The sequence below is a fragment of the Flagellimonas alginilytica genome (genome assembly GCF_042134605.1).
In the GTDB taxonomy this organism is placed as follows: Bacteria; Bacteroidota; Bacteroidia; order Flavobacteriales; family Flavobacteriaceae; genus Flagellimonas; species Flagellimonas alginolytica.
Window position 1 is genome coordinate 3,644,387 of sequence record NZ_CP169638.1, and the last position, 14,482, is coordinate 3,658,868.

At 41.3% G+C, this 14,482-nt stretch carries 14 protein-coding genes; 10 read left to right on the forward strand and 4 right to left on the reverse strand.

Annotated features, from left to right (window positions below):
- The first annotated feature begins 13 nt into the window (after positions 1–13).
- From ABTP35_RS16430 to ABTP35_RS16450, 5 genes are all read left to right on the forward strand, one after another.
- Complete coding sequence (locus tag ABTP35_RS16430; protein WP_224836755.1) at positions 14–481, forward strand: DUF6428 family protein; 468 nt, start codon at positions 14–16, stop codon at positions 479–481.
- Between the two features lie 10 nt (positions 482–491).
- Positions 492–1,109, forward strand: a complete 618-nt coding sequence (locus ABTP35_RS16435; protein WP_293295091.1) for a protein-tyrosine-phosphatase — start codon at positions 492–494, stop codon at positions 1,107–1,109.
- On the forward strand, positions 1,109–2,161 hold the full coding sequence (gene arsB / locus ABTP35_RS16440; RefSeq protein ID WP_224836753.1) for an ACR3 family arsenite efflux transporter: 1,053 nt from the start codon (positions 1,109–1,111) through the stop codon (positions 2,159–2,161). Before ABTP35_RS16435 ends, arsB begins: the two co-directional genes overlap by 1 nt.
- 72 nt (positions 2,162–2,233) lie before the next feature.
- Positions 2,234–3,187: a hypothetical protein gene (locus tag ABTP35_RS16445; RefSeq protein ID WP_293295090.1), complete on the forward strand. Its 954-nt coding sequence runs from the start codon at positions 2,234–2,236 to the stop codon at positions 3,185–3,187.
- 45 nt (positions 3,188–3,232) lie between these two features.
- Positions 3,233–3,682, forward strand: a complete 450-nt coding sequence (locus ABTP35_RS16450; RefSeq protein WP_252079890.1) for a hypothetical protein — start codon at positions 3,233–3,235, stop codon at positions 3,680–3,682.
- Positions 3,683–3,688: 6 nt separating this feature from the next.
- Here the strand turns inward: ABTP35_RS16450 and ABTP35_RS16455 are convergent, their stop codons facing one another.
- Positions 3,689–4,963, reverse strand: coding sequence for a thioredoxin-like domain-containing protein (locus ABTP35_RS16455; protein WP_293295089.1), 1,275 nt, complete (start codon positions 4,961–4,963; stop codon positions 3,689–3,691).
- 84 nt (positions 4,964–5,047) lie between these two features.
- Here ABTP35_RS16455 and ABTP35_RS16460 point away from each other — a divergent pair, with 84 nt between their 5' ends.
- A complete protein-coding gene (locus tag ABTP35_RS16460) occupies positions 5,048–5,437 on the forward strand; it encodes a DoxX family protein (protein ID WP_293295088.1) in 390 nt (129 codons plus the stop codon).
- Positions 5,438–5,445: 8 nt separating this feature from the next.
- On the opposite strand, the gene ABTP35_RS16465 is transcribed toward ABTP35_RS16460, so the two are convergent.
- The gene (locus ABTP35_RS16465) at positions 5,446–6,924 is read right to left on the reverse strand and encodes a potassium/proton antiporter (RefSeq protein WP_293295087.1); all 1,479 of its coding nucleotides are present in this window, start codon (positions 6,922–6,924) and stop codon (positions 5,446–5,448) included.
- A gap of 358 nt (positions 6,925–7,282) precedes the next feature.
- On the opposite strand from ABTP35_RS16465, the gene ABTP35_RS16470 reads away from it, so the two are divergent.
- Both ABTP35_RS16470 and ABTP35_RS16475 read left to right on the forward strand, forming a co-directional pair.
- Positions 7,283–8,131, forward strand: a complete 849-nt coding sequence (locus ABTP35_RS16470) for a hypothetical protein (RefSeq protein ID WP_293295086.1) — start codon at positions 7,283–7,285, stop codon at positions 8,129–8,131.
- A gap of 685 nt (positions 8,132–8,816) precedes the next feature.
- A complete protein-coding gene (locus ABTP35_RS16475) occupies positions 8,817–9,461 on the forward strand; it encodes a response regulator transcription factor (protein ID WP_293295085.1) in 645 nt (214 codons plus the stop codon).
- Positions 9,462–9,536: 75 nt separating this feature from the next.
- Here the strand turns inward: ABTP35_RS16475 and dnaK are convergent, their stop codons facing one another.
- On the reverse strand, positions 9,537–11,456 hold the full coding sequence (gene dnaK, locus ABTP35_RS16480; RefSeq protein WP_224836745.1) for a molecular chaperone DnaK: 1,920 nt from the start codon (positions 11,454–11,456) through the stop codon (positions 9,537–9,539).
- A gap of 229 nt (positions 11,457–11,685) precedes the next feature.
- Here dnaK and ABTP35_RS16485 point away from each other — a divergent pair, with 229 nt between their 5' ends.
- Positions 11,686–13,110 (forward strand): L-serine ammonia-lyase, encoded by a 1,425-nt coding sequence (locus ABTP35_RS16485; RefSeq protein WP_293295084.1) that lies wholly within the window; start codon positions 11,686–11,688, stop codon positions 13,108–13,110.
- Here ABTP35_RS16485 and ABTP35_RS16490 read toward each other — a convergent pair.
- On the reverse strand, positions 13,107–13,586 hold the full coding sequence (locus ABTP35_RS16490) for a nuclear transport factor 2 family protein (protein WP_293295083.1): 480 nt from the start codon (positions 13,584–13,586) through the stop codon (positions 13,107–13,109). The two genes, ABTP35_RS16485 and ABTP35_RS16490, sit on opposite strands and share 4 nt — an antisense overlap.
- Positions 13,587–13,656: 70 nt before the next feature.
- On the opposite strand from ABTP35_RS16490, the gene panB reads away from it, so the two are divergent.
- Positions 13,657–14,475, forward strand: a complete 819-nt coding sequence (gene panB / locus ABTP35_RS16495) for a 3-methyl-2-oxobutanoate hydroxymethyltransferase (RefSeq protein WP_224836742.1) — start codon at positions 13,657–13,659, stop codon at positions 14,473–14,475.
- Positions 14,476–14,482 lie beyond the last annotated feature (7 nt).

Consider the following 14,482-nt stretch of genomic DNA (forward strand, 5'->3'; position numbering starts at 1 on the left):
TAAATATATAGATATGAAATTAGAAGAAGTTAAATCCGCCTTGAGCAAATTGAACACCATCGCCTTTAAATTACCCAACGGGAATTTGGTTCCCAACCATTTTCATGTTACCGAAGTGGGTAAAATCACAAAGCACTTTATTGATTGCGGTGGAACAGTTCGAAACGAGGAGGTGGTCAACTTTCAACTTTGGAATGCAGATGACTACGACCATAGACTTCATCCAGAAAAATTGGTCCATATTATCGAATTATCCCAAAAAACGTTGGGCATCGGCAATCTGGAAGTAGAAGTGGAATACCAAGGGCAGACCATTGAAAAATTCGCTCTTGATTTTGACGGAACCAACTTTCTATTGACCACCAAGCAAACCGACTGTTTGGCCAAGGACAATTGTGGTATTCCAACCGAAAAGCCCAAAGTAAAATTATCCGAATTACAAAACACACAAACTTGCACTCCTGGAAGTGGATGCTGCTAAAACCCAACTTATGGCACTTTTTGAAAAATTAAACCAATTTGTTTCCGATTTGGATACAACATCCATTGCTGAGGAAAGAAAACAAACCTTATCACCTCTTGTGGAGTACATTCAGGAAAAATTGGATAACCACCAACCCATCCGACTGAATTTAATCTGTACCCATAACTCGCGTAGAAGTCATTTATCCCAAGTTTGGGCACAGACCATGGCCCATTATTTTGGGATTGATAATGTGAGCTGTTTTTCTGGGGGAACAGAAGCCACTGCCCTATTTCCGATGGTGGCTTCTACTTTAGCAAGCTGCGGGTTTGAAATAAACATGCTCTCCGAAGGAAAAAACCCAGTGTATGGCATCAAGTTTTCCGAAAACGAACACCCTGTTATCTGTTTTTCCAAAAAAATGGACGATGATTTCAACCCAAAATCAGATTTTGCAGCCATTATGACCTGTTCCCAGGCTGATGAGGGCTGCCCGTTTGTTCCGGGTGCAGAAAAGCGGATTCCAATTACATACGAGGATCCCAAAGCTTTTGATGGCACACCCGAACAGGCTCAAAAATACAGGGAACGAAGCGAGCAAATCGCAACTGAAATGTTTTATGTTTTTTCTCAAATACAAAAATAATGGCAACCAAAAAATTAAGCTTTTTAGATAGAAATCTAACTCTTTGGATATTTGTGGCGATGGCCATTGGGGTCGGAATAGGTTACTTTTTTCCGACATTTCCGGATTTCGTAAATTCTTTCAGCAGCGGGTCTACCAATATTCCCATTGCCATTGGATTGATTTTAATGATGTATCCGCCATTGGCCAAGGTAAAATACTCCTTGCTCCCAAAGGTTTTTAAAAACACCAAAATTCTTTCCATATCACTTTTTCTGAATTGGATCGTGGGGCCTGTTTTGATGTTTGCACTGGCCATAATCTTTCTGCGGGATTACCCTGAATATATGGTCGGGCTTATTTTAATTGGTTTGGCTCGTTGTATTGCCATGGTTTTGGTTTGGAACGATTTGGCCGAAGGCAGCAGCGAATATGGTGCCGGATTGGTAGCTCTGAACAGTATTTTTCAAGTATTTGCCTATAGTTTTTACGCATGGATTTTCATTACCGTCCTCCCTCCCTATTTTGGATTTGAAGGTGCGATTGTAGATATATCCATTGGTACCATTGCCGAGAGTGTGGCCATTTACCTAGGGATACCCTTTTTATTGGGGATTTTAAGCCGCCAAATTTTGGTGAAACTTAAAGGGGAAGATTGGTATACGGAAACCTTTATTCCTGCCATTTCACCGATTACCTTGATTGCACTATTGTTCACCATTGTTGTGATGTTCTCGTTAAAAGGAGAGCTTATTGTTGAAATACCAATGGATGTATTGATCATTGCCGTACCCTTGTTGATTTATTTTGCGCTTATGTTCATTATTGGATTTTTCACCACAAAAGCAATGGGAGCCGAGTACGACAAAACTGCTGCAGTTGCCTTCACAGCTGCAGGAAACAATTTTGAGCTGGCCATTGCCGTGGCCATTGCCGTTTTTGGCCTTAACTCCGGACAGGCATTTACGGGAGTTATTGGACCATTGGTAGAGGTGCCAGCACTAATTTTATTGGTGAAAGTTTCATTCTGGCTCAAGAAAAAATATTTTACGCATAAAACAGTGAAGGCTTAATAGAGTACCTGCATTTTAATATTTCGGGGAGTTTAGTAATTTCAGCCTGATATTCTTAAAAATAGAAGAATCATGGTCAAAGTTATCACCTCCCTTGGAATTGTTTTGCTTTTGATGTCTTGCAATACGGACAAACAAAAGAATCAACCCGAATTAGGGTTGGTATATAATGTTTTGTTGGATGCTGATATTGATAATTATGAGGTGTTCTCCATGGAACTCGATGGTTCCAACAAAACGAACATTACCGATCGGCCCGATCTGGAATGGACCTACTTTTCTCAAGAGGACACCTTATATTTTATTTCGGATAGAAATGCCTGTAAACGCTGCTACTTTCTCTACAAAAGTAGCTTTGATGGCAAAAATATCCAAAAAGTATCCGATTTGGAGTTGGCCGATAGTTGGATGAGTACTAGACATAATGGCTCCGAACTCATCGTTAAACCCAAACTTATTGATGAATCTACTTTTTATGTGCTCAACAAAAACGGAAAAATCATAAAAAGACTGGAAACGGGACTACCATTTGCAGCCGACCCGTTGTTTGTCAATAATGGAGAACAGATTGTTTTTAGGGGCGGTCGCACCAACAGCAAAAGAGTCCAAGGATTCAATGAAGAACTTTACATAATTGATGAGGACGGAAAAAACCTAAAACAACTCACCCATTATCCTGAACAAGACACCACTGCCGCCCAATACGGATACAGGGCGGGAGCTCCTAAATTACACCCTACCGAAAATTTCGTGACCTATCAAAGCAAACAAAATGGGAAATATAGTCTGTATGCGGTGAGTCTTGATGGAAATAAAAGTTGGAAACTTACTGAGAACAAGCAAAATGAAGGCTGGCACGATTGGAGTCCGGATGGTAATTGGTTGGCCATTGAGCTCTTCGACAACGAGCAATCCCAATTTCATATAGGATTGATGAATTGGGAAACCAAAGAATTGAAAATTTTGACCGATGACACCTATACCTATCAGCAGGCTCCAAACTTTATTTGGAAATCTGGTGAGTAATGGGTTAAACTGTTCCGGCGATTGCGGAAATACCTTAACCAAATTATGATGAAAAGAAAGTTAAACGCTATACTATTTATGGCAATTGCCCTTGCTTTGGGTGCTCTGTTTTACGCAAACAGTATTTTTCCGAAAGATTTTGAGGCCTACTTTAAACCTCAATTTTACAATCAGTTTGGGCCTATTGCCATTTGTATTGAATTGTTCATTGCCGGCATTTATCTGTTCAAAGGGCATAAAAAAAGTAATTTTACGCTTGCCCTGTTCGCTTTTACCGCAGTATTGGACCCCATTTTTGATTTAGCAGGTCTTTTTACTTCCAACGTACCTGTTTATGCCACAATTATCCTGCTGGGCTGTTCTTTTTGGGCATTATACTTGGCTTTTTCCAATACGTATAACCTTGGAAAAATTTCCGTGCCCGAGCTTATTATCAGTTTTGTTTTAGGAACCATAATCGAGCTTTCCTTCAATTATTACTATCAATTTTTGTAACATACATTACTTCTTAACCATATATTCATCAACAAACCGAACTAAATCCTGACCATGTAAATTTTTGGCCAAGACTTTTCCCTCTGGGTCCAACAAGAAATTGGCTGGAATTGTCTTTAACCTTAACTCCTCCATTACAGGGCTCTGGTCGCCTTGCACATGTGAAGCATGTAACCACCTATATGCTCCGTCTTTTTCAATAGCTTTGGCCCATGCTTTCTTGCTACTCTCCAAACCATAGGCCACGATCATAAAATCTTTGGAACCATACCTTTCCCACAAAGGCACCAGTACATTTCGATTTTCCACTCTACAGGGTGCGCACCAAGATGCCCAAACATCCAACAATATCAGTTTTTTGTTTTTGGACAATTGCCGCAAAGAAGTTTCCGTTCCATCCATCATGGGTAAATGTATCTCTGGAATCGAATCCCCTATAAGAACTGGTAAGTTTTTTTTATCGACTGTTACTGTAAATTGTTGTACCCATTTATGATCAGGGTATAAGTTGTTCCATTTTAGGGATTGTGCATAGACCATTTCCGCAATACGCTCATAATCACCTTCCGGACTCGCCCAACGAATGGCCATTAAGGCTGGCAATAGGTGCGCTGTGGTATCCGCAAAATCAATTAACTTGCCTTGATATGCTTTTAGATTTTTCTCGCACTCCAATAATCCCTCATCGGTTAAGTTCGAGCTGTTTTCCTTTTCAAAGTGATATTTATAAGCATCCCTACGCAAATCCCTCAATTCCAACATCGCTGCATTGGCAGGTGATGGATTCGCAATGGAGAAGCTAGATTGAAAATTTGCCATCTCGGCATCAACCCTTAAAGAAGTACCTGGCTCATACACCAATGGAAAATAATTGTCCGTACTCGGGTTTTCGTTCAGTAATTTATTGGGGTACTTCTCCCCTCTTTTCTGCACCACAAGCATCAACACCGTTTTATCTTTAAAGTCTGGCAATTTTCCCAATTGAAAGCTCCCATCGCTGTTTACTTCGGTCGAATCCAATACCTTTCCCACAAAACTTTGGGCGAAATCGTTAAATTTTTCTGGATGGACCACATAAATCATAGGCTTCCAATCTTCTGCATTTTCCAAATGAAGAGACCCTGAAAGCCATGGAGTATCCGAACAGGAATGCAATGCGAACAGAAATAAAATGAGAAGTTTCAGTGAATTTTTCATGGTCATAAAAGTAACCAATTCTGCTTTGGATTCTACTCTTTCCCTAACTCTAAAAATAGCTTGACCAGAGAATGAAGAATTCACAGATCGGACACTTATTTACTGATTTACGGTTATTTACCCCTTGTTGTAACGACCAATCTATCATTCAACACAAACAGTAACATTATGAAAACAAAAAACATTGTCCATTTAATCTTAAGATTGGTTCCAGCAGCTATCCTTTTACAAACGCTCTACTTTAAATTTTCGGCAGCCCCGGAATCCGTCCATATTTTTACAACACTCGGTTTGGAGCCTTATGGCAGAATTGGTCTTGGTATAATCGAATTGATCGTAGCCATTCTTATTTTGGTTCCTAAAACTACTTGGATAGGTGCCATTTTGGGCATTGGCATTATGCTGGGCGCCATATTTTCCCATATTACAGAATTGGGAATAGTGGTACAAAATGATGGAGGTGTACTTTTTGCCCTGGCTTTGGTAACGCTAAGTTTTTGTATCGCTCTGGCATGGTTGCACAGGTCCCAAATCCCTGTGATCAGAAAAATTTTCTAATCTCAAGCTTATTCTTCTTCTTTCTTTTTTAAAGAGAGGGATTCGTATACCTTATCGAGGATTTCGGGCTTATCGGTCAACACTACCAATTTATCGTTTGCCGCTATTTCGGTAAGTCCGTTCGGGGTAATATAGTTTCCATCGCGTTCGATCATGGCGATAATGGCATTTTTTGGAAATCCAAGATCAACGATCTTAACTCCATTGGAAGGACAGGTTTTCGTTATTTTTATTTCCTTCATTATCGCCTTTGGGTGCTCGGACAACAACTCATCCGTAGCGGACAAGGGTTTTACACGCTCCGGTAATCCCACATGGAGCCACTTGGCCACAATGGACAGCGTACTCCCCTGAATTAAAACGGATGTGATCGAAACAAAGAAGACAATATTAAAAATAACGTTTGCCTTATCTATTCCTGCCAAAAGCGGATAGGTAGCAAATACAATGGGCACAGCTCCCCGCAACCCTACCCAAGAAATGTAGAATCGTCGTCTCATCTTCATACGAAAAGGCAAAAGGGAAATCAATACGGCCAATGGCCGGGCCACAAAAATCAGAAATTGGGAAATCATTATTCCTATTCCAATAAAAGGCACTATTTCTGTTGGAAACACCAGCAGGCCCAAGGTAAGGAACAAAACAATCTGCATAAGCCATGCGAGTCCATCGAACATTCGCATGATGGTTTTTTTATGGATTATATTCTGATTACCAAGGTATACAGAACAAATATAAATTGCCAAAAAGCCGTTGCCCCCAATAAAATCGGTAGCCGAAAAAGTAATGAACATTAAAGCAATGGTAAGCACGGGGTACAACCCCTCAAAATCCAACCGAATCTTATTTATAATGATCTTACTTAGTTTTCCGAACAAAAAGCCAGCTGCTCCACCGAGTACCATTTGTAGTAAAAACATGGGCAAAACCGATACAATGTTTTTTTCGGGATACTGCACCAAGGTTAAAAAAGCAATGGTAAGCACATAGGCCATGGGGTCGTTACTCCCACTTTCCAGCTCTAGTGTGGGCCTTAGGTTTTTCTTTAGCGCCAAATTCTTGCCACGTAATATCGAAAATACCGCAGCTGCATCCGTAGAAGACACAATTGCCCCCAACAAAAGACTTTCGTATAAAGTAAAATCGGTTATCAAATACACAAAATAACCTAACCCTACAGCCGTTAACAACACCCCCAAGGTGGACAGTGCAATTCCTTCTTTCAACACCGGTTTTACAGACTGCCAATTGGTATCCAGTCCGCCCGAGAACAATATAAAGTTTAAGGATACAACACCCACGAACTGTGCTATTTTGGGATTATCGAAATAAATCCCCCCTATTCCATCCGATCCGGCCAACATACCAATGGTCAAAAACAACAATAAAGTAGGAATTCCGAAGCGATAGGTGGTCTTACCGGCCAAAATACTGATCAGCAGTAATACCGAACCTATTAATATGATGTTTTCTATGGTGATGTTCATATGGTAGCAAGGATTTAAAGTAGGACAACAGACAACATCAATTATTTGCTGAATTTTCAGAATCACGAAGTTAATTCAATTAGTTTGATTTTAGCTCCATAATAAACAATCGAACCAATCCTATGTATCAAGTTTTAGTTTTTAAAGGCTGATTTTTAAATTATCGCGACAGTCGTCAAAAAACACAAAAACCACGTTTAAATACATTTTTAAGTGGACACCCGTGTTAAATAGCTAAAAAATAATCGGTGAAATGCACTTTTTAGTCGTTAAAAGTAAAAACCTATGAAAAATTGATAAGTATTCCCTGCAATTGTTTTTGATCTTTGCTGTGTATTAACCCCCAAATCTATACATCATGACACGATCTACTATTTACAGCCTACTTGTTTCAGGATTAATGCTAACCAGCCAGACTACTTTTGCACAGGCAGACGAAAAAATAATAAACGATACGATGAACGGGAGCGTTTCCACTATTGATGGTTATGTGCCTTCCATGTCGATAACGGAAGATGGAAAAACAGCTTATTTTAGCAAGGGCACTTACCAGAAGCCCCTTTATGGTGTTTTTTCCAAAAAAGAATTGGTATACCACGTGTACCGTGCCGAAAAAGTGAACGGTGAGTGGACCAATATTACCCAATTGGAGGTATGCTCAAAACACTACTCTGCCAAACATCCTACTGTTACCGCAGATGGCAAGCGTTTGTTCTTTGCCTCGAACATGAAGGGATCATTTGGCAAGTACGATATTTACGTTACGGAGATTGCAGCCGATGGCTCCGTGGGCGTTTCCAAAAACTTGGGCCCCAAAGTCAATACCAAAGAAGATGAACTTTACCCGAGCATCTATAATGAAACTCTACTGTTTTTTGCTTCCGAAGGAAGAGATGGATATGGAGGATTAGACCTATATGCCTCACAAGTGGTAAAAAACACACTCACCGCATCCGTAAACCTTGGCGCCCATATTAATAGTGATAGCGACGAATATGCGATACAGCTAAGTCCAGAGAAAAAAATGGGGTTTGTGGTGTCCAATAGAGGTTTCAACAACACGGTATCACAATATACAGTAGCCTACGGACGTTCAAGTAAGCAGAAACAGTATATCGATGTTGCCAGCAATAACACCGGATTCGAAACTGTGCTGAACGATGATACCCGTGAATACGCGGATACGTCTTTCCAAGATCAACAATAATAATAGGTTACAATTTACATACTGAATCGGTCAATAAACCTGATACGTGTCTTGTGAAACTGTTTCATAGCCGAGATTAGAAACACTCATGACAATGATAAGAAAGACAGGGGGAAACTGACAGACTATCATAATAGCGGGTTGTATTATTTCAATCTGACCGATTTACTTCAAGAATAGGATGCTGATGGGACGGCATCCTATTTTTTTTACAACTACTTGATTATATATTATTTACACTAATTTATAGTGTGTTAGATCATATAAAAACCACTTTGGAGCAAATGTAAAAAAGTGCATTTGAACGAAAATGACTACAAATATTACTTGCGATAGTTAAAATTTTCTAAATTCGTTAGTGAAATAATACAATCCCAAATCTATTATGTCATGAAAAAAAATTACCACACTCTAAAAAAGGCGTCCCAAAACCTCTTTTTACTTTACTTTTTTGACGAGTAAAATCCTCAACTACACAATGTATAGCTCTTGATCCCTTTAGGGATCAGACCCAATTTTGGAGAACCCAATATGGTGTTCATACTGTTGTTGCCCTTGTATTGGGCAATGCAGTAAAGCATTTTATTGGTTTGTCCCAACTTCAAAATTGTGGATGCGGACGATATTGTCCTAAACTTAACCTACAAAAATTTATGTAACAGTTTACCCCCAAATCTTTCTTATCATGAAAAAGAATGCATTAAAAATTGCTGTCATCGACAATGACGACACGCTTGCTGGCATTTACACCCAGTACTTCCAAGAAACTGAAGACTACGAACTTCTCGGGGTCTACACCTCGGTTCATGGTCTATTATCTAGTTTTGTTCGTTCCCATCCGGACATTATAATCTGCGAAACCATGCTCAACGGTATTTCTGGAATAGAGGGCCTAGATTATTTTTATCGTAAAAACAAGGACCTTAAGGTTTTGATGATGAGTCGAAAAAACGATTTTCAACTCATAAAGGAAGCCTTTAAGAAGGGTGCCAATGGCTACTTGATCAAACCGATTACCAAAGATAGGTTGTTAAATGCCCTCGATGCGCTGGACCGGCACGGGATTGCCCTGGAACTGGATGTGGCAAAAAAAATCATCGATTCGTTCCAAACAAAATCGTTCGATGTCTTCTCTAAAAAGGAGAACGAGATCATAGAGTTGCTCACCCAGGGCTTTACCTATAAAATGATTGCGGACAAGCTATTTGTTACACCCAGCGCCGTGAATTTTCATATACAGAACATTTATGTAAAGTTAAATGTGAACTCAAAATCGGAAGCATTACAAAAACTGAAAGAAATGGAAATGCGGCAGTTGAACGCGGCTTAAACCAGAAACTTCCACTAAACAAAAAACCCTGACATAATCGTCAGGGTTTTTTCTATATAATAAAACGTATTTGATTTACTTCACTTCTTCAAAGTCCACATCTTCCACGTTGTCGCCTTCAGCTGCTCCACCATTATTGGCAGCACCTTCAGCTCCACCGGCAGATGCTCCTGCGGCACCACCTTGCGCTTCGGCCTGTGCTTTGTACATTTCTTCGGAAGCAACTTTCCATGCCTCGTTGATTTTTTCCAAAGCTGGCGTGATCACCGCAAGGTCCTTGCCTTCATAAGCTTTCTTCAACTCTTCCAAAGCTTCTTCGATTGGCTTTTTCTTGTCGTCGGACAATTTATCACCAAATTCGCTCAGTTGCTTTTCTGTTTGGAAGATCATCGCATCGGCCTCGTTCAATTTATCGGCAGTTTCCTTCGCTTTTTTATCTGCTTCGGCATTTGCCTCGGCTTCCGCCTTCATCTTTTTGATTTCCTCCTCGGTCAAACCAGAAGAAGCCTCGATACGGATATCTTGGGATTTTCCAGTAGCCTTGTCGGTAGCAGAAACCTTGATGATACCATTGGCATCAATATCAAAGGTCACTTCAATCTGAGGCGTACCTCTTGGGGCAGGTGGAATTCCATCCAAATGGAACCTACCTATTGTCTTGTTATCGGCTGCCATTGGGCGCTCTCCTTGCAACACGTGGATTTCAACCGAAGGTTGATTGTCCGCCGCCGTGGAAAACACTTGTGACTTCTTGGTCGGGATGGTCGTATTCGCCTCGATCAATTTGGTAAATACACTTCCCATGGTCTCGATACCCAAGGATAGCGGGGTAACATCCAAAAGAAGAACGTCTTTTACATCTCCTGTTAGCACACCACCTTGTATTGCAGCACCAACGGCCACAACCTCATCCGGGTTTACACCTTTGGACGGTTTTTTGCCGAAGAACTTCTCAACGGCTTCCTGTACCGCAGGAATACGGGTAGAACCTCCCACTAATATGATCTCGTCGATATCGCTTTTAGAAAGTCCAGCGGATTTCAATGCTTTCTCACATGGATCGATCGTTCTTTTTACCAGATCCGCGATCAATTGCTCGAACTTGGAACGAGACAATGTTCTCACCAAGTGCTTTGGACCTGATGCCGTGGCGGTTACATAAGGTAAATTGATTTCTGTTTGTGCAGAAGAAGACAATTCAATTTTGGCCTTTTCGGCAGCCTCCCTCAAACGCTGAAGGGCCATCGGGTCTTTACGAAGGTCCATGTCCTCATCCTTAATGAACTCTTCTGCCAACCAATCGATTATTTTTTGGTCCACATCGTCACCACCTAAATGGGTATCGCCATCTGTAGCCAATACTTCAAAAACACCATCGCCCAATTCCAAAATGGAAACGTCGTGCGTACCACCACCAAAGTCGAATACCACTATTTTTTGGTCCGTGTCTTTTTTGTCCAAACCGTACGCCAAAGATGCTGCGGTTGGCTCGTTGATTATACGTTCTACGGTTAGACCCGCTATTTCTCCAGCTTCTTTGGTAGCTTGCCTTTGCGAATCGTTAAAATATGCAGGAACGGTGATTACCGCTCTGCTAACATCTTGACCCAAGTAATCCTCTGCCGTCTTCTTCATTTTTTGAAGAATCATTGCGGATAATTCTTGAGGTGTGTACAAACGACCATCGATATCCACCCGTGGCGTATCGTTGTCCCCTTTTACCACATTATAAGGAACCCTATTGGCTTCCTTGCTGGATTCTGAGTATTTGTTGCCCATAAACCGCTTAATGGAGTATATCGTTTTGTGAGGGTTGGTCACCGCTTGTCTTTTTGCCGGATCACCTACCTTGATTTCCCCTCCTTCAACAAATGCAATCATCGATGGAGTGGTTCGCTTACCTTCGGCGTTTGGAATTACCACAGGCTCGTTACCTTCCATTACAGAGACGCAGGAGTTGGTCGTACCTAAGTCTATACCTATAATTTTGCTCATCGTATCTAAAGTTATGTCTGTTTAAAAATATTTTCGTTTGCTCATTAAATGTCAATGTTCATGCCACGGGCCATAATATGACAAGCTGTCATATTTTTGAGGATTATTTGATTTTAACCCTGTTACAGCAAGGTTTGTTCGGATTGTCACAAAATGTGACCCTCAATATTTAAAAATTCTCATTTTTGTATTTCTTAGCTTCCTATATTTGAAACTATAAATTGAGTTTATGGAGTGTATTAGTGTGTTCGATATGCTAAAAATAGGCGTGGGACCTTCCAGCTCCCACACACTTGGCCCATGGCGTGCAGCCGAAAGGTGGATCGCCGAACTTGAAGAACAAAATGTCTTTGACAACGTCCAACATATAAAAGTGCATCTTTATGGCTCACTATGCCTAACAGGAAAGGGACATGCCACCGACATTGCCGTGGTCATGGGACTATTGGGAACCGACCCAGAAACTGTGGATATTGACAGTATTGCAGGAAGTATTGACAGAATAAAAGCAGAAAACCAATTAAATTTTGGCGGAAAAAGAACAATTCCCTTTAGCTTTCAGAACGATATTCTCTTTAAAAAAGAGTTTTTGCCATTCCATGCCAACGGAATGTTGTTCGAAGCAACATTGAACACCGGAGATGTAATTTCCGAAACCTATTATTCCATTGGTGGCGGTTTTGTGGTAAAGGAAGAGCGAACCCATGCCAAGGAAAACAAAGAGACCTTTAAAGCATTCCCCCACCCAGTAAAAACCGGCAACGAACTTCTTGAACACTGTAGTTCACAAAACAAATCCATTTCAATGATCGTGATGGAAAACGAACTTTCATTGCGAACGGAACCCGAAATTGACAAAGGTATTGCGCGAATCTGGGACACCATGCTGGAATGTATGTATGTGGGTTGCCATACCGAAGGAAAGCTTCCGGGCGGATTGAACGTTAAGCGGCGTGCTTTCGAGATTCATCAAAAGTTAAAGGGCGATGTACCCTACTCCAACCCGCAGGAGTGGTTGGAGAGCATACGGGATACCGAAGTGAAGTTCCGACAGATCATAAAATGGGTAAGCTGCTTTGCTCTGAGCGTAAACGAAGTGAATGCTTCGCTCGGACGAGTGGTCACTGCCCCAACCAATGGCAGTGCAGGTGTTATTCCTGCCGTTTTAATGTACTACATGGTTATCGAGAACCACGACGCTGACTTTGACGATGTTAAGCAATTTTTGTTGGTTGCGAGCGAAGTGGGCAGTATTTTTAAAAAAGGTGCCACAATTTCCGCGGCTATGGGCGGTTGCCAAGCCGAGATCGGAGTTTCTTCCGCTATGGCCGCAGCTGGTTTAACCGAATTGATGGGCGGTTCCCCGGAACAAGTATTGATCGCTGCCGAAATCGCTATGGAGCATCACTTAGGACTTACCTGTGATCCCATTGGCGGCTTGGTCCAAGTTCCTTGTATAGAACGCAATGCAATGGGGGCCATTAAAGCCATTAATGCGGCGGAGTTGGCTTTGGACACCGACCCAAAAGATTGTAAAGTACCTTTGGACAAAGTAGTGAATACCATGTGGGAAACCGCAAAAGATATGAGTTCCAAGTACAAGGAAACCTCGGAAGGTGGTCTCGCTGTGGGTGTGTTTTTGAGCGACTGCTAGTCCATACAGCCTTCCTTGCCCCTGGTATCAATAAGGTAAATAATCTTCCATTCGCCATCAAAATTGATCAATTGGAAAGAATTAATTCCGCAATGACTAAACTCCCCGTTCAACCAAAACTCATAGCCCACCCAGGCGTTGGCCATGGTCCTGTCCACCTGTATGGAGAAAGAAGTAAGTTTCTCCTCAAACTTCATCGTGTCCGGAATACCCACTATCGATTTTAGAAAATTTGAAAATTCCTCCGTTCTGAACAGAGTCTTCCCTTCTGGATTCCTACCCGTGGTCTGCAAAACAACATTGTTCGCCACGGTACTTTTTATAATCGTAGAATCTTGTTTGTGGAATCCATCAAAAAAAGTTTCGATAACTTGTTTTACCTCGGCTTTGGTTTCTTCGCTAGATGGGTTTGGACCTTGGGCGTTTCCAAATAACACTACCGCAAAAAAAATCACGGTACTAAACAGTTTTCTCATTTTATTAGTTTTTTGATTACCTCCTAAATTAAACAAATCTGCTTACTTTTAACCATCAAAAATAATTTCGATGTCTACAGCTAAAAAAGAATACAAGAGGGTAACGGTAAAATCGTTGGTGGAAATGAAAAAGCATGGAGAAAAAATAAGCATGCTTACCTCCTACGACTATTCCATGGCCAAAATTGTGGATGGTGCCAATGTGGATGCTATTTTGGTAGGCGATTCCGCCAGTAATGTTATGGCGGGACACGAGACTACCTTGCCCATAACCTTGGATCAAATGATCTATCATGCCACCTCTGTTGTAAGAGCGGCAAAAAGGGCATTGGTCGTGGTGGACATCCCTTTTGGCAGTTACCAAGGTGACTCCAAAGAGGCATTACGTTCCGCTATCCGAATTATGAAGGAAAGTGGGGCCCACGCCGTAAAGGTGGAAGGTGGTGAAGAAATAAAGATATCCATTAGCCGAATTCTTGAGGCGGGCATCCCTGTAATGGGGCACTTGGGACTTACCCCACAATCCATCTATAAATTTGGAACCTACACGGTACGCGCCAAAGAAGAAGAAGAGGCAGAAAAATTAAAGTCCGATGCCAAATTATTGGAAGAACTGGGCTGTTTTGCCATTGTTTTGGAAAAAATACCTGCAAAATTGGCGAAAGAGGTGGCAGAAAGCGTCTCCATTCCCATAATTGGAATAGGTGCAGGGGGCGATGTAGATGGACAAGTTCTGGTAGTGCACGATATGCTGGGAATGACGCATGAATTCAACCCAAGATTTTTGCGAAGGTATTTAAACCTCTACGACGAAATGAGCAATGCCATTTCCCAATATGTGGATGATGTTAAAAGTCAGGATTTCCCGAACGAAGAAGAATCGTATTAAATTACAA

Excerpts from the sequence above, each read along its gene's own strand:
- panB (WP_224836742.1), top strand. The coding sequence starts at position 13,657 with ATGTCTACAGCTAAAAAAGAATACAAGAGGGTAACGGTAAAATCGTTG.
- ABTP35_RS16430 (WP_224836755.1), top strand. The coding sequence starts at position 14 with ATGAAATTAGAAGAAGTTAAATCCGCCTTGAGCAAATTGAACACCATC.
- ABTP35_RS16490 (WP_293295083.1), bottom strand. The coding sequence starts at position 13,586 with ATGAGAAAACTGTTTAGTACCGTGATTTTTTTTGCGGTAGTGTTATTT.
- ABTP35_RS16465 (WP_293295087.1), bottom strand. The coding sequence starts at position 6,924 with ATGAACATCACCATAGAAAACATCATATTAATAGGTTCGGTATTACTG.
- ABTP35_RS16445 (WP_293295090.1), top strand. The coding sequence starts at position 2,234 with ATGGTCAAAGTTATCACCTCCCTTGGAATTGTTTTGCTTTTGATGTCT.
- ABTP35_RS16470 (WP_293295086.1), top strand. The coding sequence starts at position 7,283 with ATGACACGATCTACTATTTACAGCCTACTTGTTTCAGGATTAATGCTA.
- ABTP35_RS16475 (WP_293295085.1), top strand. The coding sequence starts at position 8,817 with ATGAAAAAGAATGCATTAAAAATTGCTGTCATCGACAATGACGACACG.
- ABTP35_RS16485 (WP_293295084.1), top strand. The coding sequence starts at position 11,686 with ATGGAGTGTATTAGTGTGTTCGATATGCTAAAAATAGGCGTGGGACCT.
- ABTP35_RS16450 (WP_252079890.1), top strand. The coding sequence starts at position 3,233 with ATGATGAAAAGAAAGTTAAACGCTATACTATTTATGGCAATTGCCCTT.
- ABTP35_RS16435 (WP_293295091.1), top strand. The coding sequence starts at position 492 with ATGGCACTTTTTGAAAAATTAAACCAATTTGTTTCCGATTTGGATACA.
- ABTP35_RS16460 (WP_293295088.1), top strand. The coding sequence starts at position 5,048 with ATGAAAACAAAAAACATTGTCCATTTAATCTTAAGATTGGTTCCAGCA.
- dnaK (WP_224836745.1), bottom strand. The coding sequence starts at position 11,456 with ATGAGCAAAATTATAGGTATAGACTTAGGTACGACCAACTCCTGCGTC.
- arsB (WP_224836753.1), top strand. The coding sequence starts at position 1,109 with ATGGCAACCAAAAAATTAAGCTTTTTAGATAGAAATCTAACTCTTTGG.